Genomic DNA, 20,799 nt, shown 5'->3' with positions numbered 1-20,799 from the left:
CGGTCGGGCTTGCCCTTCGCACGGCCGAATATGCGTGCGTAACCGCGTTCTCACCCGGTCGAGGGACGGGTTTGACCGGGTGAGGGGGAGGCACTCTCACGCATGTCACTGACTCGCCTACCCGGGGTGTACCGCCCCCAGCACGACACCTGGCTGCTCACCGACGCGCTCGCCGACGCCGGGATCCGCCCGGGCGCCTCGGTACTGGACGTCGGCTGCGGCACCGGCGCGCTGTCGATCGCGGCGGCACGCACCGGTCCACGCTCCGTCACGGCCGTCGACGTCTCGCGAAGAGCCGTGTGGGTCGCCCGCGTGAACACCGCGCTGCGCGGTGTCCGCGCCGAGGTGACGCGCGGTGACGCGTTCGAGCAGGTCGCGGGCCGCACCTTCGACCTGATCCTCGCGAACCCGCCGTACGTGCCCGGCAAGTGCGGAACACCGCGCGGCAGGCATCGTGCGTGGGACGCCGGAGAGGACGGTCGCGAGATGCTGGACCGCCTGTGCGTCAACGCTCCCCTGCTCCTCGCACCCGCCGGCACGCTGCTGATGGTCCACTCCGGACTGTGCGACGAGGAGCGGACGCTGCACCTGCTGCGCGGCGGCGGGCTGAAGGCACAGGTGGTCGTCCGCGCGGACGTCCCGTTCGGGCCCGTCATGCACCGACGACGACGGGAACTGGTCGAACTCGGCCTCATCGAGCCGGGCCAGCACAGTGAGGAACTGGTGGTGATTCGCGGTGACCAGCCCACGGCCGCGTAGGGTGCGCGTCGTACCGGACGGGCCGCTGCTCGTCGAGGGCCCGGTCGAGCTGGTCACCGACGACGGCGAGACCGTGACGTCGGACCGGTTCGTCGTCGCGGTGTGCACGTGCCGCCGCAGCAAGCGCTACCCGCTGTGCGACACGAGCCACCGCGAGCGGGTGCGCGTGGACCAGGGTTAGAGCGCCGTCAGCAGCGAAGTGTGGCCCGCGCGCCACGCGGTCAGTACGTGGTCGCCGAAGCGGGACTCGAGGAACTCCGTGGCCTGAACACCGAACACGACGTCCGCGGCCAGGTCCGGTTCGCGGTCGAGGAGGTCGCCGACGACGTCGTGGCGCAGCACCTGCTCGTGCACCGCGTCGGCCTCCACGTGTTCGGCGAAGAAGTGGGTGACGTCGGGGCCGCCGCCGAGGCGTTCGACGGCCTTCACCAGGCGGGCCGCGCTGGGTGCGGTGGTGATCTCGGCGGCCGCGAAGTGGCCGACCATCGCCGCGCGCAGCCTTCTGTGCAGGCCGAACATCGACATCATGTTGACCACCGCGATGACCGGCGCGGGCACGTCGTCGAAGTAGCGCAGGTAGCCGTCGTCCAGGCCGGTGGCGGCCATCAGGTCCCGGTACAGCTGGGCGTGCACGCGGTCGCCGTGGCCGCCGCCGAACTCGTCGAACTCGACCGCCACCAGCGCCGCCTTCGCCTGGCCGGACAGGCGCGGGATCACCAGCGCGTGCGGGTCGGCCTCCTTGTGGTGGTAGATCGAGCGGTGCACGACGTACTCGCGGAACTGCCACCACTCGCCCTCGTCGCGCAGGAAGTGCGACACCCCGGTGCCCGGCACCGGCTCGACCAGCAGCTCGTCGAGCACGGTGGCGACGGTGGCGTCGCCGGCCGGCACCGCCGCGCGCAGCGCCGCCTCGAACACCCGCTCCAGCTCGCGGCGGAACGCGAGCAGCGACGGCGACCACTCCCAGTCCGGGTCCACGTCGCGGAAACCCTGGTAGTGCAGCTCGTAGCAGGTGTGCAGCGCGACCGCGAGGTCCGCGCCGAACGGGTCGGCGGCCGCGACGTCCACGGACGGCAGGCCACCGTCCCGCAGCGCCGAGACCACCGCGGCGGACAGCGGTCCGCGCGGTTCCGGTAACACCGCGGCGAGCACCGCGCGCGCCTCAGTCCTCATACGACACTCCAATCGCCAGCAGCCGCACCACGTCGAGTGGCTCCCCGACGGCGCGCTGACGTTCCGCGCCGGTGCCCCGCCGCAGCACGCCCGCGAACAGCTCCCGTGCCGCGGCCAGGTCGCCGACCTCGGCGAGTGCGGGCGCGACGCGGACGATCAGCTCGTCGAGCAGCTCGGTCGCGGGTACCCGGCAGGCACGCACCGGATGCACGCCGGCCCCGCCCAATCCGTACCGCGCGGCCGACCACACCCCCGCGGCCAGCACCTGGTCGTCGAGCGGCGGCGCCTCGCGGCCGAGCGAGAGGTCGTTGAGCGCGGTCTCGACCAGCGCCCGCGACAGCGTGGCCTGCAGCAACGCACCCGACACGTCGACCGCGGTGTCGGCGACCCGCAGCTCGACGGTCGGCCACGTCGGCGACGGGCGGACCAGCCAGAAGGACTGGGCCTCGTCCACGAGGACACCGCTGTCGACCAGCCGCGCCACCCGCTCGTCGTGGTCGTCGGCGTCGCGGAACCACGGCGGCACGCCCGCGCCGGGGAACCGGGACTGCTGGACGATCCGCCAGCTGGCGTACCCGGTGTCCCGGCCGTCGTGGTACGGCGAGTTCACCGACAGGGCGAGCAGCGTCGCGAGCCACGGCCGCAGGTGGTTGCTCACGGCGACCGCGGTCTCCCGGTCGAGCACACCGACGTGCACGTGGCAGCCGCACGCCTGGTAGTCGCGCGCCACCTCGGCGTACCGGTCCGCGATGTCGCGAAACCGCGGCTCGTCCACCGGTTCCGCGGCGCCGCCGAGCGGGGACGTGCCGCTCGGCAGGAGCCACACCCCGCAGCTGCTGGCCGCGGCGGCGAGGTGTGCCCGGCCCGCCATCAGCTCGTGCTCCAGCTCGTCGAGCGTGGCGCACGGCACGGTCGCGGCCTCCACCTGCGTCTGCGACAGCTCGGGGTGCACGGCGCCGGGCGCGGGTTCCTCCCACGCGGCCTTCAGCACCTCCGTGGCAGCGGGAACCGGCCGGCCCGTCTCCGGGTCGGCCAGCAGGAACTCCTCCTCGACACCGAACGTGCTCACAGTCGCGGGGCTACCTCCTCGCGCCAGAACCGGAAGAACTCGTCCTGCCGGGGCCCTATCTGGGCCACGTACACCTCGTCGAAGCCGGCGTCCGCGAACGCCCTGACCTGTGTCAGGTACGGCTCGGGGTCCGGTCCCGTCGGCAGCGACAGCATGTCACGGGTGACAAGGGTGCTGGCCTGTTCGAAGTGCTTCGGTTGCGGAAGCACCTGCGCCAGCTCGCCGGGCAGGCCCTCGTTGGGCCAGACGCGGTAGGCGGTGTCGAGTCCTTCCTCGACGGTCGGCGCGTGGCAGACCTTGAACCCGCCCTGCGCGGGGCCCTTGCCACCGGCCTCGCGGTAGGCCTTCACCAGGTCGGCGTCCGGCATGACGCAGACGAACCCGTCACCGATCCGCCCCGCCAGCTCGACCGCCTTCGGACCGAACGCGGAGACGTAGATCGGCACCGGTTCGTCCGGCAGCGTGTAGATCCGGGCGTTCTCGACCGTGTAGTACTTGCCGTGGTGGCTGCGGCTGCCGCCGCCGTGCAGCAGCCGGATCACCTCGACGGCCTCCTCGAGCATCGCGAGCCGCACGTCCGCGCTCGGCCACGGGTCACCGAGGATGTGCTCGTTGAGCGCCTCGCCGGACCCGACGCCGAGCACGAACCCGCCGTCGAGCTGCACCGCCGCCGTGGCGGCGGCCTGGGCGAGCACCGCGGGGTGGATGCGGACGGACGGGCAGGTCACGGCCGTGGTGACGGGCAGGTCGACGGCCTCGGACAACGCGCCGATGACCGACCACACGAACGGGCTCTGCCCCTGCTCGTCGTTCCACGGGTGGTAGTGGTCGGAGATCCACAACCGCTCGAACCCGGAGTTGGCCGCGAGCTTCGCCTGCCGCACCAGTTCCCTGGGCCCGGACTCCTCACAGGACAGGAAGTACCCCATGCTCACCATGCGGCGCGGGTACCCGCGCCGCACCGGGTCAACCGGGGTGCGTTGCCTGACCAGCGTCAAGTTGCTCCTTGTAGTGCTTGTGCGCGGCCGCGAGCAGCTCGTCGGACAGCCAGGCGATCGGCGTGACGTCGGTGAGCAACGGCTCGTTGTCGGGACCGAAGTCGATCACCCTGCCGGTCAGCACCCACGGCCGCGCGCCCTCGTCGAGCTCACGCAGGTACTGGCAGACGCTCCGGGCCACCCAGTCCACCGGCGGCCGGGTCCACCACCTCGGCGGCCGCAGCGGGTTGGCCGACACCCCCGACATGAGCAGCCCGCTCTCGTGGTCCTTGCTCGGGTGGCGGGCGTCGGCCTCCGGACCGGGCGAGTACCGCAGGTAGACGGGTTCTCCGTGGTCGATGAGCAGGGTCAGCTCGTCGAGCCGGTCGAGGGTGGGCATGTCCGCCATGCCGGGGAGTGCCCGGTTCCGGCTGAGGTTATGCGGACCCCGGCACCAGGCGCACCGGCAGGGTCCGCAGGCCCCATGTGAAGTTCGACGAGTTATGCCTCGGCTCGCCGGTCAGCTCGATGCGGTCCACCCTGGACACCAGTTCGGTGAGGAACGCCGTCAGCTCGAGACGTGCCACGCGGGCGCCCACGCAGAAGTGCCTGCCCGCACCGAACGTCACGTGCTTGTTCGGGCTGCGGTCGGGCCGGAACCGGTCCGGGTCGTCGAACACGGACTCGTCCCGGTTGGCCGACGCGTTCCAGATCGTCACCCGGTCACCGGCCTGGATCGGGACGCCGCCGATCTCGGTCGGGCGGGTCACGGTGCGCAGCGCGTGCACGCCGGGGCACGTCCACCGCAGCACCTCCTCGACCGCCGACGCGATGCCCGCCTGCCCCGCTGTGCGCAGCCACTGCCAGTGCGCGGGGTCGCGGACGAGTTCCAGCACGGCACCCGCCATCGAGTAGCGGGTCGTCTCGTTCGCCCCGGCGAGGACGCCGTTGCAGTTGAAGACGACCTCCTCGTCGGTCAGCTCGCGGCCCTCGGCACCGCCGCGTTCCCGTTGGCGCGCCTGCGCGATCATGCTGATGAAGTCGTCGCCCGGGTCCTCGCGGCGTTCCATCAGCAGCTCGGTGAACAGCAGGAACAGCTCGCCGTACGCGGCGACGCGGTCGGTGTCGGCCGGCGCGTCGAACGCCTCGGTGGTGGTGTCGCCGACCCACTCCCAGTGCTCACGCGGCAACCCCATCAGCTCGCACACCACGTGGTTGGGGATCTTCTTGGCCACGTCGAGGAAGTCCACCTCGCCCTGCTCGACGGCGTCGGCCACGACGGTCCGCACGACCCGCGACACGACCGCCTCGATACGCGGCATGGCCGACCGGCCGAACGCGCGCCCGACCACCTGCCGCAACCGCGTGTGGTCGGGCGGGTCGGTGACGATCAGCATCCGCCCGGCGACCGCGTCGACCGCCTCCGGACTGCTGTCGAGCCGCATCCCGCGCTGCGAGCTGAACAGGTCGTCGTCGCCGTACACGTGCACGACGTCGGCGTACCGTGTCAGCACCCAGAAGCCGGGGCCGTCCGGCTCTTCGTGCCAGTACACGGGTTCGTTGGTGCGCAGCCACGCGAGCACCTCGCCGAACTCGTCCCGCTCGAACAGCCCCGGGTCCTTCAGGTCGATCCGCACGCTCACACCCCTTGCCGCGACTGGGACATCGATGGGGACATCGAATGGGACACCGATGCGGTCAGCAGCGCGCGTGCCGCGGCGGCCGCCTCCGGTGCCCGCAGGCAGAAGTCGTGCCCGCCCGCGAACTGTCGCGTGTGGAACGTCCGGTCCGCGTAGGGCGCCCAGCCGCCGACGTGCTCTGCCGTGACGACCTCGTCGGCGGCGCCGCCCCACGCGTGCAGCGGGCACGGCACCGGTGCGCCCGCCGGGTCGGTGTAGGTCGCCGACAGCTCCGCGTCCTGCCGCAGGACCTCCAGCACCAGCTCGCGCACGTCGTCGTCGAGTTCCTTGCCCGCCAACAGGTTCGTCGCGGTCGCGACCCCGTCGGCCGCGCCCATGCTGCCCGCGACCCGGCCGCTCAGGTGCGGTGGCCGGGACGCGGCCACCACCAGCGCGTCCGGCGGGTTCGGCAACGCCCGCGCCACCTCGTAGCCGAGCAGCCCGCCGAGGCTGTGTCCGAACAGGACGATCGGCAGCCCGGACGGGACGGCGGCGGTGAGCGCGGCCACGATCTCCGCGACCGCGTCGGCGAACGTGCCGTCGAACTCGTCGGTGAACCGGTTCTCCCGGCCGGGCAGCTGCACGCCGACCACCGACACGTCGTCGTGGTGCTCCTGCCAGGACCGGAACGCCCCGCACCCGGAACCGGCCTGCGGCAGGCACACCAGCACCGGCCGCTCCCCCACCGGCGCGAACGGCACCAACCAGCCCTGCGTCAGAGGGTGGGGTCCGCTCACGACTCGGCCAACCGGTCGAGCTTCCTGGCCAGCTCCGCGGGCGTGGGGTGCGTCAGCAGGTCCTTGATCGACAGCCGCAGCCCGGTCGCCTTGCGCAGCGCCACGACCGCGCGTGACGCCAGCAGCGAATGCCCGCCCGAGGTGAAGAAGTTCGCGTCCACGTCGTACACCGGGCGCGGCAGCACGCTGCTCCACACGTCGCACACCTGCCGTTCCCGTTCGGTCGCCGGTGGCCTGCCGCCCGACACCGCCTGCCGCGCGTCCGCCTGCTCGGCGAGCGCGGCCCGGTCGGCCTTGCCGTGTGCGGTCACCGGCAGCTCGGTGACCGCGTCCACGACGGACGGCACCATGAAGTCCGGCAGCAGGTGGCGGCAACGACCGGTGGCCGCCTCGACCGCGGCCACCGGGTCGACACCCGGTTCCGGAACCACCGCGAGCCCGAGCGCGTCGCCGGTGGCGAGCACGAACGCGGTCGCGGCGCGGACCTCGTCCGCGTCGGCGGCGGTGCGTTCCACCTCGCCCAGCTCGACGCGGAACCCGCGGATCTTGACCTGGTCGTCGACGCGGCCGAGGAACTCCATCTGCCCGTCGGGGCGCAACCGCACGCGGTCGCCGGTGCGGTACATCCGGCCGTCGCCGGAGGGGTCGGGCACGAACCGGTCGCCCGTGAGGTCCGGCAGGTTGCGGTAGCCGTGCGCGAGCGCAGGCCCGCCGACGCACAGCTCGCCGTCCCCGCCGGGCGGCACGGGCGCGCCGTCGGCGTCCAGCACGTAGGTCCGGTAGCCGGGCATGGCGCGGCCGATCGTGCGCACGTCGTCGCCGTCGGCGCTGTCGGCCCAGGTCGCGGCGATCGTGGTCTCCGTGGGGCCGTAGACGTTCAGCACGCGCCGGCCCCGCAGCCGGCGCAGCAAGCCCGGGGTCGCGGCCTCTCCGGCCACCACGAACACGTCGACGCTGGGCATGTCGTCGGGGCACGCGGCGTACAGCGACGGGCTCATGCACACGGTCCTCGGCGCGACCGAGGCGAGCGCGCTCGCCAGATCGGTGCCGTCGGTGTCCACGATGGCCACGCCCTGGCCGTGCAGCAGGTAGAGCAGGGTGCACCAGAACCAGCCGTCGAACGCGGGCGACAGCGGGTTGAACCCGACCCCACCCGGGGTGAGGCCGAGCGTGGCGATCGCGTCGAGGAAGGTGCCCAGGGCGCGGTAGCCGATCTCGACGCCCTTCGGCCTGCCGGTGGTGCCGGACGTGTAGACGATGTAGGCGAGGTCGCCGGGTGCCGGGGCGTGCGCGGGCAGGTGCGCTGCGGTCGCGGTCAGGTCGACGGTGGACGCGGTGGTGGCGAAGGGAAGTTCGCCCAACAGCAACTGAACGCCCGCGTCCCGCAGGATGAACGCGAGCCGGTCGGCGGGATGGCGGTCGTCGAGCGGCACCGCGGTGGCACCGGTGTGCCACACCGCGAGCAGCGCGGGCACGGTCAGCTTCGAGCGTCCGAACCCGAGTCCCACCGGAACACCCGGGCCCGCGCCCGCGGCACGCAGCGCCGAGGCCATGTTCCTGATCGTTTCCTGGAGTTCCGCGAAGGTCAGCACGCCGTCGGGTGCGGTGACCGCGGTGGCGGCCGGCAGTCGCGCCGCCCACCGGTCGACGGCGTCGAGAACTTCTCCGGCGCCGGTCCGTGCGGCCAGGCCGGGTCTCGCGGTGATGGTCATCTGCTCTCCGTCCCAGATCGGATCCGGCGGGATTCTAGGGGGAGATTCACAACGAAACATTAAGCAGAGAGTGACGAAACCTCTCACCACGACCCGCCCGATGCCCGGACCAGCGACGATGATCCAAAGGGGAAATTTTCATCACAGTCTCGTATATCTGGTAATTGATCATGCACCGCACTACGACGCTTCGCGTTCGACGGGCTACTCGACGTACGACGAACGGCCTATTTACAAGGCGGTTACCATCACCGCGTCGCACATCGACTACCCGCAGCAAGAACACGGCGGTCAGCGGAGTTCACACCCGATCGCCACGAGCGACCGAAAAGGACGTGCCGATATGCCATTCGGTCACCCACCCCCGAACGGTCCCCCCTGTGACGTTTGGTGACCAGAACATTCCTCACGTTTCCCCCGCGAGTCACGCCCCCCAACACCGCGAGTCGCGCCCCCACGCATACCGAGTTGCGTTCTCGTGCAGACCTCGCCAGCTCAAATCGGTACCGGCGGATGCTCGGCGCCGGTACAACGACACCATGACCCACGTACGCCCGATGCGCATCGACGAGCGGGACGCCGTCCGGTCACTGCTCACCGACGCCTACCGCCCGTACGCGAACGACCTGACGCCCGCCATGCACGAGTACTACCTGGCGGGCGTGCTGGACCTGGACGACGGCGGCGACGCCATCGTCGCGATGGCGGGCGACAAGGTCGTCGGCACGGCGAGACTCTTCCCGCCCGACCGCGCACCGGTGCCATTGCCGGCGGGCTGGGCCTGGGTGCGGGCGGTCGCCGTGCACCCGTCCGCACAGGGCACCGGAGCGGGCCGGGCGCTGATGGCGTACTGCGCCACGCGCACGACAGGCGCCCTCGCGCTGCACACGATGGACTTCATGCCGAGCGCGGTCCGGCTGTACGAGCGGCTGGGTTACGAGCGCGTACCGGAGTGGGACATCCAGGTCGGCATGGAGAGCGGGTTCCCGGCGGAGGAGCAGTTCCTGGCGATCGCGTACGCCCTGGTCAGATAGCGGCTCCGCGGGCCTGTCGAACTTCTGAAGCCACCCTATTGGAATGAAGCATTCCGTTCTGTTACTCTCGAACGGAACCAAGCATTCCGTTCCAAAGGAGTCACCGTGACCGCCACCCTCGACGCGCCCGTCCTGGTCGCACCCGCCGCGCACCCGCGGCGCTGGCTGGGCCTGTTCGCGATCCTCGGCGCCGACCTGCTCAACCTCCTCGACTCCACGGTCGGCACGATCGCGGCGCCCGCGATCCAGGCGGACCTCGGTGGCTCGACCGCCACGCTGCAGTGGATCGCCGCCGGCTACACCCTCGCCATGGCCGTCGGGCTGCTGGTCGGCGGCCGGCTCGGCGACATGTACGGCCGCAAGCGCATGATGATCGTCGGGGTGCTGGGGTTCCTCGGCGCCTCACTGCTGTGCGCGGTCGCGTTCTCACCGGAGACGCTGCTGGTCGCCCGCGTGCTGCAGGGCGGGTTCGGCGCGGTGATGGTGCCCCAGTCGTTCGGGCTCATCCGCGAGCTGTTCGGGGCCGAGGTCGGCAAGGCGTTCGCGCTGCTCGGGCCCGTGATCGGGCTCGCGACCGTGCTCGGGCCGGTGGTCGCGGGGCTGCTCGTGGACGCCGACGTGTTCGGCACCGGCTGGCGGATGGTCTTCGCGATCAACATCCCGCTCGGGGCGTTCGCGCTGGCCGTCGGGGCGCGGGTGCTGCCGGACAGCCCGCCCGCCGCACGGGGACAGCGGCTCGACGTACGTGGCGCGCTGCTCGCCGCCGCCGGGATGTTCCTGCTGGTCTACCCGCTGACGCAGGGGCACGAGCTGGGCTGGCCGCTCTGGTCGTTCGGCATGCTGGCCGCCTCCGTGGTGGTGCTCGCCGTCTTCGCCGCCACCCAGCGCGGCGACGGTCCGGTGCTCGTGCGGCTGTCCGTGTTCGCCCGGCGGTCCTACAGCTCGGGTGTCGTGTTCGTGGTCGCCTTCTTCGGGGTGATCACCGGGTTCTCGCTCGCGGTCGGTCTCTTTCTGCAACTCGGTCTGGGTTACTCGCCCCTGAAGGCGAGCCTCACGATGGCGCCCTGGGCGGTCGGCGCGTTCGTCGGCTCCGCGGTCGGCGCGAGCGTGCTGGCCGGGCTCGGCCGCCGCGTGCTGCACCTCGGGCTCGGGCTCATGACCGCCGGACTGACCTGGCTGTACTTCTCGCTGTCGGTCGACGGTCCGCCGGTCGCGCCGCTCGCGGTGTTCGGCGCGGGCATGGGCATGATCTTCGTGCCGCTGTTCGACATCATCGTCGGCGACCTGGCCGACGACGAGGTGGGCTCGGCATCGGGGATCCTGACCTCGGTGCAGCAGCTCGGCGCGTCGCTCGGGATCGCGGTGCTGGGCACGGTGTTCTTCTCCAACGTCGACGCGCCCGCGGCACCGGCGTTCGTCGACGCGGCCAAGGTCGTCACGCTGGTCGCGATCGCGCTGACCGCGGTCACCTTCGGACTCGGCTTCCTGCTGCCCCGCAAGGCGAAGAACGCCGCCCACTAACCTGACGACACGTTCCAAGGAGGGTTCCGATGTCGGCTCCGCTCAGCGGCCGCAGGGCACAGGCCGCCCGCAACGACGGACTGATCGTCGAGGCCGCGCGCGAGGTGTTCGTCGCCGACCCGACGGCGCCGATCGCCGCGGTCGCCGAGCGGGCCGGCGTCGGGATCAGCGCCCTGTACCGGCGCTACCCCAGCAAGGAGGACCTGCTCCGCAAGCTGTGCGCGGACGGCCTCGCGCTCTACACCGCCATCGTGGAGAAAGCGGTCGACGCCATCACGTCCGGTGGAGATCCCTGGGAGGTCTTCGCGACCTTCATGCGGGACGTCGTCGCCGCCGACACCCACTCGATCACCAACGCGCTCGCCGGCACGTTCACCCCGTCGCCCGAGCTGTACGAGATGTCCGCGCGCGCGGGCAAGCTGAACGACGAGCTGCTGGCCAGGACCCACCGTGCGGGCGTGATCCGCGCCGACCTGGAGATCGGCGACCTCGGCGCCCTCTTCGGCCAGCTGGCCTCGGTCGGCGTCGGCGACCCGGCCCGCGTCGCCGACCTGCGGCAGCGCTACCTGACGATCATCCTCGACGGGCTGCGTGTCCCGCCGGTCACCACCGACCTGCCGAGCCACGCACCCACCCTCGAGGAAAGGGCCGGCCAGTGGACCCCGCGATCCTGACCGACCTCCACGCGCACGCGACAGCCGAGGACCGGGCGAAGACGAGCGCCCGGCTCCCGGCCGGCTACCCGGTCATCGGGGTGCGGATGAAGACACTGTTCGACCTCGCCAAGGCGCACGCCGGGATGACGCTGGACGAGGTGTCGGCGCTGCTCGACCGGCCGGAGTACGAGGCGCGGCTGTCCGCGATGTGCGTGCTGGACTTCATGGCCCGCTCCGCGAAGCTCACCGACGACGACCGGCGCGCGCTCTGCGACCTGTACCTGGCACGGCACGACCGGATCGACACGTGGGACATGGTCGACCGGGCCGCGCCGAGGGTCGTCGGCCGCTACCTGATGGACCGCCCGCACGACCGGCTGTTCACGCTGGCGCGCTCGGCCGACCCGCACGAACGCCGGACGGCGATCACCGCGCCGCTGTACTGGGCGCGGTACGGCACCCCGGACCACCTGCCGGACCTGTTCCGGCTGGCCGAGCTCCTCCTGCCGGACGAGGACGTCGTGGTGGCCAAGCCGGTCGGCATCGCGCTGAAGTACGCGGGCCTGGTGGACGAGCCCGCGCTGCTGACGTTCCTCGACGAGAACGCGGGCCGCATGCCGCGGCCCGCGCTCCGGTACGCCGTGGAGAAGCTCGCCCCCGGCCTGCGCGCGAGGTACGTCTAGCCGCCGAGTGCGGCGTCGAGGTCCGCCCACAGGTCCTCGACGTGCTCGCAGCCGACCGACAACCGCAGCAGCGACGGCGGCACGTGCTCCTGGCCCGCGAGCTTCGCGCGCCGCTCGACGGTGGACTCCACGCCGCCGAGGCTGGTCGCCGCGTTGACCACGCGCAGGGCCGCGCACACCGCGTCGGCCTCGGCGGCGCCGCCCGCGACCTCGAACGACATCATCGCCCCGAACCCGGACATCTGCGCCGCCGCCCGCTTGTGGCCGGGGTCGGTCGGCAGGCCCGGGTACCGGACGCGGGACACCGCCGGGTGCTGCTCCAGCCGTTCCGCGAGCACCCCGGCCGACTCCTGGGCGTGCCGCACCCGCAGCGCCATGGTCCGCACGCCGCGCACGGCGAGGAACGCCTCCATGCCACCCGGTGTGGCACCCGCCAGCACGCGGTTGGTGCGCAGCCGCGCGGCCAGGTCGGGATCGGCGGCGACGGCCAGGCCGATCAGCAGGTCGGCGTGGCCGCCGATGTACTTGGAGCCGCTGTGCATCACGATGTCCGCGCCCAGCGCCAGGGGGTTCTGGAGCAGCGGCGTGGCGAACGTGTTGTCGACCGCGACCGGCACCCCGGCGGCCCGCGCACCGGCGCACAGCGCGGGCAGGTCGGCGACGTCCATCAGCGGGTTGGTCGGCGACTCCAGCCACAGCAGCGCGGCGCCCTCGACGGCGGCGAGGGTGGCGTCGGTGTCGGTGATGTCCCGCAGGTCGACGGTGTGCCCGCGGGCCGCGACGAGCTGGCGGACCGCGGTGTAGGAGTCGGCGGGCACGACCACGCGGGACCGGGGCGGCAGCAGGTCCACGATGGCGGCCGCGGCACCCATGCCCGACGCGTACGCGGTCGCCGTGCCGCCCTCCAACTGCCCGACGACCTGTTCGAGCGCCTCCCAGGTCGGGGTGCCCTCGTTGCGCGAGTACTCGTGCTCGCCGCCGGAGCGGAAGCTCGACGCGAACACCGGCGGCACGTTCATCGGCGTGCCCGGCTGCTCGGGACCGCGCCCCGCGCCGACGCAGACGGTCTCCATTCGTGGTGTGGTCACGGCTGCCAATCTAGGACGAGTCCTGTGGATCTTTGCCGCTGAGTCTTGGCCTGATCGGCAGTGACCTCAGGGGAACGTGACGCAACTCAGCCACCAACCGCCTGCGGTCCGCCGGTTGCGCTGAGTCGGGACCAACACTTTGAAATCCGGGGAGGCGGGCTAGCCGCACCGTGGTGGGCCGAGGTCAAGACGGTCACCGCGCACCTGTCCGCGGTGCTGGGCGTGCCCGCGTACGTGGTGCGGCTCATGCGGGTCGACGGCGGCGAGGTACCACGCGGCGGGCACGTGACCTACCACGTGGAGGCGGCGGGCACGACCGTGTCGCTCCCCGCGGCGCAACTCGACGGGGACGACCCGTCGCGGGCGCACTTCGCGACCGTCGACGGGCTGCGCGACCTGTTCACGTGGGCCCACGAGGCGCTGGCCGGGTGCGGGGTCGCGGTGACCGGGCCGGTGACGCAGCGCAAGACGTGGAACCTCGCGGCGCTGTTCCGGCTGCCGACCGAGCGTGGCCCGGTGTGGCTGAAGGCACTGCCCGCGTTCGCCACCGACGAGGCACGCGTGATGGCCGAGCTCGCGGCCGTGGATCCCACGCTGGTGCCCGAGGTCCTGGCGTCAGGCGAGGGAAAACTGCTGCTCACGCACCTGCCGGGCGAGGACTGCTGGCACGCGTCCGAGGACGTGCTCGCGGCGGGCATCCACCGGTACGTCGCCGCTCAGGCCGCACTGACCCCGCCGACATGGCTCCGGCACCGCGACTACCCCGCCGAGATCGACGCCCTGCTCGACCGTGACCTCGGCCTCACCGCCGACGAGGTGGCGCGTGCCAGGGCGCTGCTGCCGGGCTGGGCGGCACTGGCCGACTGCGGGCTGCCGGCCACGGTCGTGCACGGCGACTTCCACTCGGGGAACTGGCGCAGCGACGGTGGCCCGCCCGCGGTGCTCGACTTCGCCGACGCGCACGTCGGCGCGCCGGTGCTCGACGGGCTGCGGGTCACGGAGTTCGGCGACACCGCGCGGACGCCTGCCGCCCACGCCGCGTGGGTGTCGGCGTGGCGCGCCGAGCGCCCGGGCAGCGACCCGGCCCGCGCGCTCGTGGTCGGCGCACCGCTGGCCAGGCTGTACCTCGCGGTCCGGTACCAGGAGTTCCTCGACGGGATCGAGGCGTCGGAGCGGATCTACCACGAAGGCGACCCGGCGTCGTGCGTCAGGGCAGCGCTGCGGAGTCACGCAGCCGCACGGACAGGCACGTGACGCAGCCCTCGAGCTTCTCGAACTCGCTGATGTCGACGACCACCGGCGACAGGCCCAGCTCCCGGAACAGTTCGGCCGTGGCGGGTGCGCTCGCCGCCATGAGCACCCGGTTGCCGCCGAGCAGCACGACGTGCGACCCGCCCTCCTCTGGCACGGGCATGAACCGGGCGAACACCGACGGGTCGTCGACCAGCGGCGGGTAGCCGATCACCGTGCCGTCCGGCAGCGCGGTGACGGCGGACTTGAGGTGCAGCACCTTGGTCACGGGCACCGGCACGACGGTGGCGTCGGGCAGGTGCGCGGCGAGCTGCCGGATGCCCTCCTCGTTGGTCCGGTCGCCGCGGCCCACGTAGACGGTCGAGCCGATCTTGAGCACGTCCCCGCCGTCGAGCGTGCCGGGCGCCTCGATCCGCCGCAGGTCGTACCCGTCGAGCGCCGCGGCGAGGCCCTCGGTCTCGGGCTGCCGCTCCGGGGCGCCGGACCGGGCGAGGACGGCCGTTTTCCCGTACACCACAACGGGGTCCTCGACGAACACGGCGTCGGGGCAGTCGTCGGCGGGCTCGACCTCGACGACACGCCAGCCCTGCGCGGCCAGCGCCTCCACATAGGACTCCCACTGCCGCGACGCGAGTGCCGGGTCGATGGGCAGCCGCTCGATGTGCGAGATGAGCCCGTCCGCGAGCCGGGGTCCGGGGCGCCGCACGAGAACCGTGATGGACATGCCCCTCAGGCTACGCGTGCCACCTTCCTGGCCACCGCCGCCAGCGTCTGCTCGATCGAGTAGGCGTTGAACCCCGGCCGGTCGGCCTTGCCGGTCACGATCGGGCCGAGGTAGCGCTGCACGAACTTGTTGCCGACCCGGTACCAGTGCTCGGTGAGGACGCAGCCGTCCGCGGTCGGCGTGATCTCGTACGCCCAGCGCGACACCCGCAGCCCGATGGGTGAGCGGACGTCGAAGACGAACCAGCGCGGCGGCTCGCACTCCACCACCCGCACGGTGGTCCGCCACTCCTTGCCGGGGCCGCGGTTCACGCCGCGGAACCGGGCGCCGACGGCGGGTCCGGTCGCCCCGCCCACCCACCGCCCGCCGACGTTCTCCGGGCTCAGCTCCCCCATGTTGGGCAGGTCCGTGACGATGGCCCACACGACCTCGGGGCCGGCGGCCAGAACGGTGCTCCGCGAGATGGTGGGCTCCACGAAGTCACGGTCGCACGCGGTTCACGGGCCCGGCAAGCCACTGCGCATGCACGGAGAAGTCCGGTTTGTCTCGCTGTATTGGTCCAGACCTTGCCGAGGAGCGGTGGTCTAGACCAAACTGGTGCGCGGGAGATCCACGGGGTGCTCTTCGTTCCTGCGCGAAGGAGTCCACGATGCGAAGATGGCTCACCGGTCTGGCCGCCGCCACACTGGTACTCGGCCTGGTCACGGCGGCGCCGGCGAGCGCCGCGCCCGGACTGACGGCCACGTTCACCAAGGTGTCCGACTGGGGCACCGGCTTCGAGGGCAAGGTCACCGTCAAGAACGCGTCCAGCGCCGCGATCAACGGCTGGACCATCGAGTTCGACCTGCCCAGCGGCTACTCGATCACCAGCTCCTGGGACGCGCAGCGCACCAGCAGCGGGCAGCACTACACGTTCCGCAACCCGTCGTGGGCCCCGACGCTCGCCGCGGGCGCCTCGACCACGTTCGGGTTCAACGGCAGCCCCGGCAACTTCGCCGGCATCCAGAACTGCCGCTTCAACGGCGACCCGTGCGACGGCGGCGGTGGCAACCCCGGCGCCCCGTCGACCCCGGGCACGCCGTCGGTCACCGGGACCACCAACTCCTCGATCTCACTGTCGTGGGGCGGCTCGTCGGGCACGGTCACCGGCTACCGCGTGTACGAGGGCACGACCGTGCGCGCCACGGTCACCGGCACGTCGGCCACCATCAGCGGCCTCGGCGCCTGCACCTCGCACACGTACACGGTCGCCGCGTACAACGGCTCGGGCGAGTCGGCGAAGAGCGGCCCCGTCTCGGCCACGACCACCGGCTGCACCCAGCCGACGGGCGGCCGCGGCGCGCCGTACCTGTACATGGGCTGGGGCGACCCGCCCGCGCCCGCGACGGTCATGTCGGCGACCGGCGTCAAGTGGTTCACCATGGCGTTCGTGCTCTCCGGCGGCGGCTGCACGCCCGCATGGGACTCGACCCGTCCGCTGACCGGCGGGGTGGACCAGCAGGCGATCAACGCGATCCGCGCCGCGGGCGGTGACATCGTGCCGTCGTTCGGCGGGTGGAGCGGCAACAAGCTCGGCCCGAACTGCTCGACCGCGCAGGCTCTCGCCGGCGCGTACCAGCAGGTGATCAACGCCTACAACCTCAAGGCGATCGACATCGACATCGAGAACTCCGACGAGTTCGAGAACGACACCGTCCGCAACCGCATCCTCGACGCGCTGAAGATCGTCAAGCAGAACAACCCGGGCATCCAGACGATCGTCACCTTCGGCACGACGACCACCGGCCCGAACTACTACGGCAACCAGCTGATCGAGCGCGCCGCCGCCATCAACGCGGGCATCGACGTGTTCACGATCATGCCGTTCGACTTCGGCTCGGCGAACATCGGCACCGACACCATCAACGCGGCGGAGGGCCTGAAGAACAAGCTCAAGTCCGCGTTCGGCTGGACCGACGCCCAGGCGTACGCGCACATGGGCATCTCCGGCATGAACGGCCTGTCCGACCAGCAGGAGATGACGTCGGTGGCCACCTGGACCTCGATCCGCGACTGGGCCAAGGCACGAGGCTTGGGGAGGCTCGCGTTCTGGTCCGTCAACCGCGACCGGCCATGTCCCGGTGGCGGCGTGGTGAGCAACTGCAGTGGGATCTCCCAGAACAACTGGGACTTCACGCGTATCACCGCGGGGTTCTGAGGAACGCGGACCCCTCCTCCGGCGTCACAACCTGGCGTCCGGAGGAGGGGCCCGTTGGTGTCGTTCGTTCCTGAAGTGCCTGGTCACGCGCCAGTGGTGGTGCGCACCAAACGCAACACGACCGCCCTGTACGCCATGCTGCTGGCGGTGACGGCGCTGCTGGTCGCGCTACTCGTGGCCCAGCTCGCCGCCTCCGTGTGGCTCGGGACGGCCCTGTTCCTCCTGCTCGCGCCGCCGCTCGCGCTCCAGCTGTACTTCACCGTGCTGGTCGTGCGCGAGTACCAGGGCCTGCTCGGTCCGCAGCTCGCCGCCGACCACACCGGCCTGTGGGTCCGCACCGGCCTCGGCCGCCGTCCGGAGGCCGTGTACCTGCCATGGCACGCGGTCGACGGCGTCGACACCGCCAGGGGCCCGGTCGTGCGGATCATGAGCAGGCAGGGCGAGGCGCTCTTCCCCACCCGGGCGCACTGGCGGGTCCGGTCGCTGCGGCGCCGCTTCGGCACGGCGTTCGTCGTCGACGGCAGGCGCTCGGCGGAGCCGGTCGAGCAGATCGCGCACCGGCTCGTGTCAGTGGCTGGGACGCGCCCACCTGCGCAGGGCGTCGATGGTGGTCTCCGGTGAGGTGTTGAAACAGAACCGGATGCCCGGGACGAGGTCGACGAGCAAGTTCACGACCTTCTCGAACAGCAGCGTGTACTCCTCGACCATCCGCAGGCCCGCGCCGATCACCACGACCCGCACCGGCCGTTCCGCGACGGTCGCGCGGATCCTCTTCTCGGCGTCGTCCGGGTCGTCCGAGGTGAGGCGGCACGGCACGATGTCGAACCCGGCCGCACGCAGCTGCGCCTCGCCCGCCTCGACACGGGCCGTCAGCATGTCCTCGGTGATGCCCGGGTAGCGGCTGAAGTCGATCGCGCTCGGGTGCATGCCGAGCGACAGGATGGTGTCTCCCATGCCCGCCAGCCTCACCCGGACGCGCGGCCGAACGCCAGGACCTGCCAGTACCACCCCGGATTCCGGCACGATGGTGGTGTGGACAGAGCCGAGCTGGCGGCCGTGCTGCGCACCGCGCGGTCCCGTGTCACCCCGGCCGACGTGGGCCTGCCGTCCGGGACGCGCAGGCAGGTGCCGGGGCTGCGCCGCGAGGAGGTCGCGCAGCTCGCGGGCCTCGGCGTCGACTACGTGGTCCGGCTGGAGCAGGGCCGCGGCCCGAAGCCGTCCGCGCAGGTGCTGGGTGCGCTGGCCAGGGCGCTGCGGCTGTCCGACGACGACCGCGACATGCTGTTCCGGCTCGCGGGGACCCCGCCGCCGCGCGACGGCCGGGTCCCGATGCCGGTGCGGTCGAGTGTGCTGCGGCTGCTGGACCGGATGTCGGACCTGCCCGCGCTCGTGCTGTCCGCCAAGTCGGACGTGCTGGCGTGGAACCCCTTGGCCGCCGCGCTGCTCGGCGACTTCTCGGCGTGGCCGCCGGAGCGGCGCAACCTCATCCGGCAGCGGTTCCTCGGGCCCACCCCGGACCCGGAGTCGCCGTCGGCGGCCGACTGCGTGGCGTCCCTGCGCAGCGCGCACGCCCGGTACCCGGCCGATCCGGACCTCACCCGGCTCGTCGCCGAGCTGCGGGCGGGCAGCGCGGCGTTCGACCGGCACTGGCGAGCCGGGCGTTCGGGACGGCTGCGGTCCGGCACCGTGACCGTGGAGCACGCGCGGCTCGGCCCGCTCACACTGGACTGCGACATCCTGCTGGTGCCGGAGGCCGACCAGTTCGTGCTGGTCTACTCGGCCGCGCCCGGCACCCGCACCGCGTCCGCACTGGAACTCCTGCGCGTAACCGGCCTGGCACACGTCACGCACTGAGCGTTCGGTGCGCACGCGTGCCGGTACCGCCGGACGACCGACGCGGCGACCGCCGGGTGCGCGCCCAGCGGCGCTGCCGTCACCGCCGCCCCCGCCGCGACGGCCCGCCGGTGGAACAGGCCGGGCGCGAGGAACCAGCTCGCGACTGCGTCCCCCGGTTCGAGGACGTCGGCGAGCGCGGGCTCGGACGTGGCGACGAACCCGACGCGGGACGCGCCGAGCCGCCACGCGGCGTCGTACACCTCGGCACGGGACCGCGGATCGGACGACCCCGACGCGGCCAGCACGACCGGCTGCCCCGGCACCCACCCGGCGGCGAGGAGCCGGTGCCGGGCGACGGACACGAGGTCGAGCCCGACGTGCGGGGTGATCACGGCGTGCGCACCGGACGCGGCGACCTGCTCGGGGATGTCGACGCGCACGTGGTAACCGGCGGAGAGGAACGCGGGCACGACGACCGCCGGGCCGGGGAAGTCACGCAGAACGGCGGTGACGTCGGGCTGCCGGACGTCGGCGTACGCGACCCGGACGTCGGGCACGTGCCGCCGGACCAGCTCGGCCAACTCGTGGACGACGGCGGCTCCGGCGGGATCGCGCGTCCCGTGCGCGACGAGCACGCAGGCCGCGCCTCCGGCCCCCGATTTCCGGCGTAGCCCGGAGGGCCGACAGTCGAGGTGGCCCGTCATGAGGTTGTCCACAGGGGAACGGTCTGTCCACAGGCGACACCGCGACGCTCCGACAGCGTCGACCCCCTGCCGTAGGCTGGAAACCGGGGGCCGGAGGCCAACCCCGGCCCGCCGGAGCAGCTCCGCCGGGGCCGCGCGCTGAAGGGGTCCTTCAGTGCGTCCGATCGGCGGTCAGGCGTCATGCCGGTTCCACCGCCAACCGGTAGCCGCGCTTCACGACCGTCGTCACCAGGTTCGGGGTGCCCAGCGCGGCACGCAGGCGACCGACCGCCGTCTCCACCGCGTGCACGTCCACGGTGTCCTCCCGCCCCGAGTGCTTCCGTAGCACCCCCGCCAGCACCCGCCGCGACAACACCCGCCCCGGGTCCTCCGCCAGCGCCCGCAGCACGGCCATCGGCGCGGGCGGCACCGGCCGCAGCTCGTCGTCCACCAGCACCGCCTGCCCCCGCACCTCCAAGTGGCACCGCCCGACCTTCACCCGTGTCGCCCGCGCCGGCAGCGCCACCGCCAGCTCCCGCACCAGCGCACCGATCCGTGCCCGCGCGGGCTGGATCACCGGCACCCCCACCCTCGCCAACGGGCTCGCCGTGATCGGCCCGACGCACACCACCAGCACCCGGTACCGCAGCGCGTCCAGCACCCGTTCGAGCCGGTCCTCCTCCGCGGCCGTCCGCAGCACGCTCGCCGCCGCCGGAGCGCTGGTGAACGTCAGCGCGTCCACCTGCCCGGCGACCAGCGCGTCCAGCAACCGGGACAGCGGTGCCGGTTCGGCGGGCCCGGTCCACCGGTACACCGGGACCTCCACGACCGACGCCCCCGCCGCCCGCAACGCGTCGACGAAGTCCCGCAGCGGGGGGGGGGGGGGGCGGCCCCCCGGCCGCGCGCCCCCCCCCCCCCCCCCGCCCCCCCGGGGGCCCCACCCCCCCCCCCCCCCCCCCCCCCGGGGCGCCCCCCCCCCCCCCCCCCCCCCCCCCCCCCGAAGCCCGCCCCGCCGCCCCC

Annotated in this window: 23 protein-coding genes; 10 read left to right on the top strand and 13 right to left on the bottom strand. The window is 72.7% G+C overall.

The window, feature by feature from the left end; all coding sequences use genetic code 11:
- The first annotated feature begins 102 nt into the window (after window positions 1–102).
- Window positions 103–759: a HemK2/MTQ2 family protein methyltransferase gene (locus tag ACIBVP_RS18685; protein ID WP_396107402.1), complete on the top strand. Its 657-nt coding sequence runs from the start codon at window positions 103–105 to the stop codon at window positions 757–759.
- Entirely contained in the window at window positions 737–940 is a 204-nt protein-coding gene (locus ACIBVP_RS18680) for a CDGSH iron-sulfur domain-containing protein (RefSeq protein WP_396107401.1), read from the top strand. Before ACIBVP_RS18685 ends, ACIBVP_RS18680 begins: the two co-directional genes overlap by 23 nt.
- Here the strand turns inward: ACIBVP_RS18680 and ACIBVP_RS18675 are convergent.
- Genes ACIBVP_RS18675 through ACIBVP_RS18645 form a run of 7 tightly spaced genes read right to left on the bottom strand, consistent with a single transcriptional unit; the run spans window position 937 to window position 8,106 of the window.
- Window positions 937–1,932, bottom strand: a complete 996-nt coding sequence (locus ACIBVP_RS18675) for an iron-containing redox enzyme family protein (RefSeq protein WP_396107400.1) — start codon at window positions 1,930–1,932, stop codon at window positions 937–939. The genes ACIBVP_RS18680 and ACIBVP_RS18675 overlap by 4 nt on opposite strands.
- Window positions 1,922–3,001 carry a glutamate--cysteine ligase gene (locus ACIBVP_RS18670; protein ID WP_396107399.1) on the bottom strand — a complete coding sequence of 360 codons (1,080 nt, stop codon included), beginning with the start codon at window positions 2,999–3,001 and terminating at the stop codon, window positions 1,922–1,924. The genes ACIBVP_RS18675 and ACIBVP_RS18670 overlap by 11 nt, the downstream gene beginning before the upstream one ends.
- A complete protein-coding gene (locus ACIBVP_RS18665; RefSeq protein WP_396107398.1) occupies window positions 2,998–3,999 on the bottom strand; it encodes a TIGR03557 family F420-dependent LLM class oxidoreductase in 1,002 nt (333 codons plus the stop codon). Before ACIBVP_RS18665 ends, ACIBVP_RS18670 begins: the two co-directional genes overlap by 4 nt.
- Window positions 3,968–4,387: a DUF6098 family protein gene (locus ACIBVP_RS18660; RefSeq protein ID WP_396107397.1), complete on the bottom strand. Its 420-nt coding sequence runs from the start codon at window positions 4,385–4,387 to the stop codon at window positions 3,968–3,970. The genes ACIBVP_RS18665 and ACIBVP_RS18660 overlap by 32 nt, the downstream gene beginning before the upstream one ends.
- A 28-nt stretch (window positions 4,388–4,415) precedes the next feature.
- Window positions 4,416–5,615 (bottom strand): cytochrome P450, encoded by a 1,200-nt coding sequence (locus ACIBVP_RS18655; RefSeq protein ID WP_396107396.1) that lies wholly within the window; start codon window positions 5,613–5,615, stop codon window positions 4,416–4,418.
- A 2-nt stretch (window positions 5,616–5,617) separates the two neighbouring features.
- Window positions 5,618–6,394 carry a thioesterase II family protein gene (locus ACIBVP_RS18650; protein WP_396107395.1) on the bottom strand — a complete coding sequence of 259 codons (777 nt, stop codon included), beginning with the start codon at window positions 6,392–6,394 and terminating at the stop codon, window positions 5,618–5,620.
- Window positions 6,391–8,106 carry a non-ribosomal peptide synthetase gene (locus ACIBVP_RS18645; protein WP_396107394.1) on the bottom strand — a complete coding sequence of 572 codons (1,716 nt, stop codon included), beginning with the start codon at window positions 8,104–8,106 and terminating at the stop codon, window positions 6,391–6,393. Before ACIBVP_RS18645 ends, ACIBVP_RS18650 begins: the two co-directional genes overlap by 4 nt.
- A 539-nt stretch (window positions 8,107–8,645) precedes the next feature.
- Here ACIBVP_RS18645 and ACIBVP_RS18640 point away from each other — a divergent pair.
- The 4 genes from ACIBVP_RS18640 (at window position 8,646) to ACIBVP_RS18625 (ending at window position 12,000) form a co-directional block, all read left to right on the top strand.
- Window positions 8,646–9,140: a GNAT family N-acetyltransferase gene (locus ACIBVP_RS18640; protein WP_396107393.1), complete on the top strand. Its 495-nt coding sequence runs from the start codon at window positions 8,646–8,648 to the stop codon at window positions 9,138–9,140.
- A gap of 105 nt (window positions 9,141–9,245) precedes the next feature.
- A complete protein-coding gene (locus ACIBVP_RS18635; RefSeq protein ID WP_396107392.1) occupies window positions 9,246–10,661 on the top strand; it encodes an MFS transporter in 1,416 nt (471 codons plus the stop codon).
- A gap of 29 nt (window positions 10,662–10,690) precedes the next feature.
- Window positions 10,691–11,335: a TetR/AcrR family transcriptional regulator gene (locus ACIBVP_RS18630; RefSeq protein WP_396107391.1), complete on the top strand. Its 645-nt coding sequence runs from the start codon at window positions 10,691–10,693 to the stop codon at window positions 11,333–11,335.
- Complete coding sequence (locus ACIBVP_RS18625) at window positions 11,317–12,000, top strand: DNA alkylation repair protein (protein ID WP_396107390.1); 684 nt, start codon at window positions 11,317–11,319, stop codon at window positions 11,998–12,000. Before ACIBVP_RS18630 ends, ACIBVP_RS18625 begins: the two co-directional genes overlap by 19 nt.
- On the opposite strand, the gene ACIBVP_RS18620 is transcribed toward ACIBVP_RS18625, so the two are convergent.
- A complete protein-coding gene (locus tag ACIBVP_RS18620) occupies window positions 11,997–13,073 on the bottom strand; it encodes a trans-sulfuration enzyme family protein (protein WP_396107732.1) in 1,077 nt (358 codons plus the stop codon). The two genes, ACIBVP_RS18625 and ACIBVP_RS18620, sit on opposite strands and share 4 nt — an antisense overlap.
- 237 nt (window positions 13,074–13,310) lie before the next feature.
- Between ACIBVP_RS18620 and ACIBVP_RS18615 the strand changes: the two genes are divergently transcribed.
- On the top strand, window positions 13,311–14,342 hold the full coding sequence (locus ACIBVP_RS18615) for an aminoglycoside phosphotransferase family protein (RefSeq protein WP_396107389.1): 1,032 nt from the start codon (window positions 13,311–13,313) through the stop codon (window positions 14,340–14,342).
- Here the strand turns inward: ACIBVP_RS18615 and ddaH are convergent.
- Together ddaH and ACIBVP_RS18605 are read right to left on the bottom strand one after the other, a co-directional pair.
- The gene (ddaH, locus tag ACIBVP_RS18610; RefSeq protein WP_396107388.1) at window positions 14,296–15,063 is read right to left on the bottom strand and encodes a dimethylargininase; all 768 of its coding nucleotides are present in this window, start codon (window positions 15,061–15,063) and stop codon (window positions 14,296–14,298) included. The two genes, ACIBVP_RS18615 and ddaH, sit on opposite strands and share 47 nt — an antisense overlap.
- 5 nt (window positions 15,064–15,068) lie before the next feature.
- Window positions 15,069–15,539: an SRPBCC family protein gene (locus tag ACIBVP_RS18605; RefSeq protein ID WP_396107387.1), complete on the bottom strand. Its 471-nt coding sequence runs from the start codon at window positions 15,537–15,539 to the stop codon at window positions 15,069–15,071.
- Window positions 15,540–15,712: 173 nt separating this feature from the next.
- Between ACIBVP_RS18605 and ACIBVP_RS18600 the strand changes: the two genes are divergently transcribed.
- On the top strand, window positions 15,713–17,260 hold the full coding sequence (locus ACIBVP_RS18600) for a cellulose binding domain-containing protein (protein ID WP_396107386.1): 1,548 nt from the start codon (window positions 15,713–15,715) through the stop codon (window positions 17,258–17,260).
- A 57-nt stretch (window positions 17,261–17,317) separates the two neighbouring features.
- Window positions 17,318–17,881, top strand: a complete 564-nt coding sequence (locus tag ACIBVP_RS18595) for a hypothetical protein (protein WP_396107385.1) — start codon at window positions 17,318–17,320, stop codon at window positions 17,879–17,881.
- Here the strand turns inward: ACIBVP_RS18595 and ACIBVP_RS18590 are convergent.
- Window positions 17,828–18,214 (bottom strand): hypothetical protein, encoded by a 387-nt coding sequence (locus ACIBVP_RS18590; RefSeq protein ID WP_396107384.1) that lies wholly within the window; start codon window positions 18,212–18,214, stop codon window positions 17,828–17,830. The two genes, ACIBVP_RS18595 and ACIBVP_RS18590, sit on opposite strands and share 54 nt — an antisense overlap.
- Window positions 18,215–18,292: 78 nt before the next feature.
- Here ACIBVP_RS18590 and ACIBVP_RS18585 point away from each other — a divergent pair, with 78 nt between their 5' ends.
- Window positions 18,293–19,114 (top strand): helix-turn-helix transcriptional regulator, encoded by an 822-nt coding sequence (locus ACIBVP_RS18585; RefSeq protein ID WP_396107383.1) that lies wholly within the window; start codon window positions 18,293–18,295, stop codon window positions 19,112–19,114.
- Here the strand turns inward: ACIBVP_RS18585 and ACIBVP_RS18580 are convergent.
- Both ACIBVP_RS18580 and ACIBVP_RS18575 read right to left on the bottom strand, forming a co-directional pair.
- Window positions 19,033–19,731, bottom strand: coding sequence for a sirohydrochlorin chelatase (locus ACIBVP_RS18580; protein WP_396107382.1), 699 nt, complete (start codon window positions 19,729–19,731; stop codon window positions 19,033–19,035). The genes ACIBVP_RS18585 and ACIBVP_RS18580 overlap by 82 nt on opposite strands.
- A 247-nt stretch (window positions 19,732–19,978) precedes the next feature.
- The gene (locus tag ACIBVP_RS18575) at window positions 19,979–20,650 is read right to left on the bottom strand and encodes a uroporphyrinogen-III synthase (protein WP_396107731.1); all 672 of its coding nucleotides are present in this window, start codon (window positions 20,648–20,650) and stop codon (window positions 19,979–19,981) included.
- Window positions 20,651–20,799 lie beyond the last annotated feature (149 nt).

Origin of the sequence: Actinophytocola sp. NPDC049390, assembly GCF_044466355.1 — a bacterium.
Classification (GTDB): Bacteria; Actinomycetota; Actinomycetes; order Mycobacteriales; family Pseudonocardiaceae; genus Actinophytocola.
Note: the sequence above shows the minus strand (reverse complement) of the source record. Positions and strands in the feature narration are given on the sequence as shown.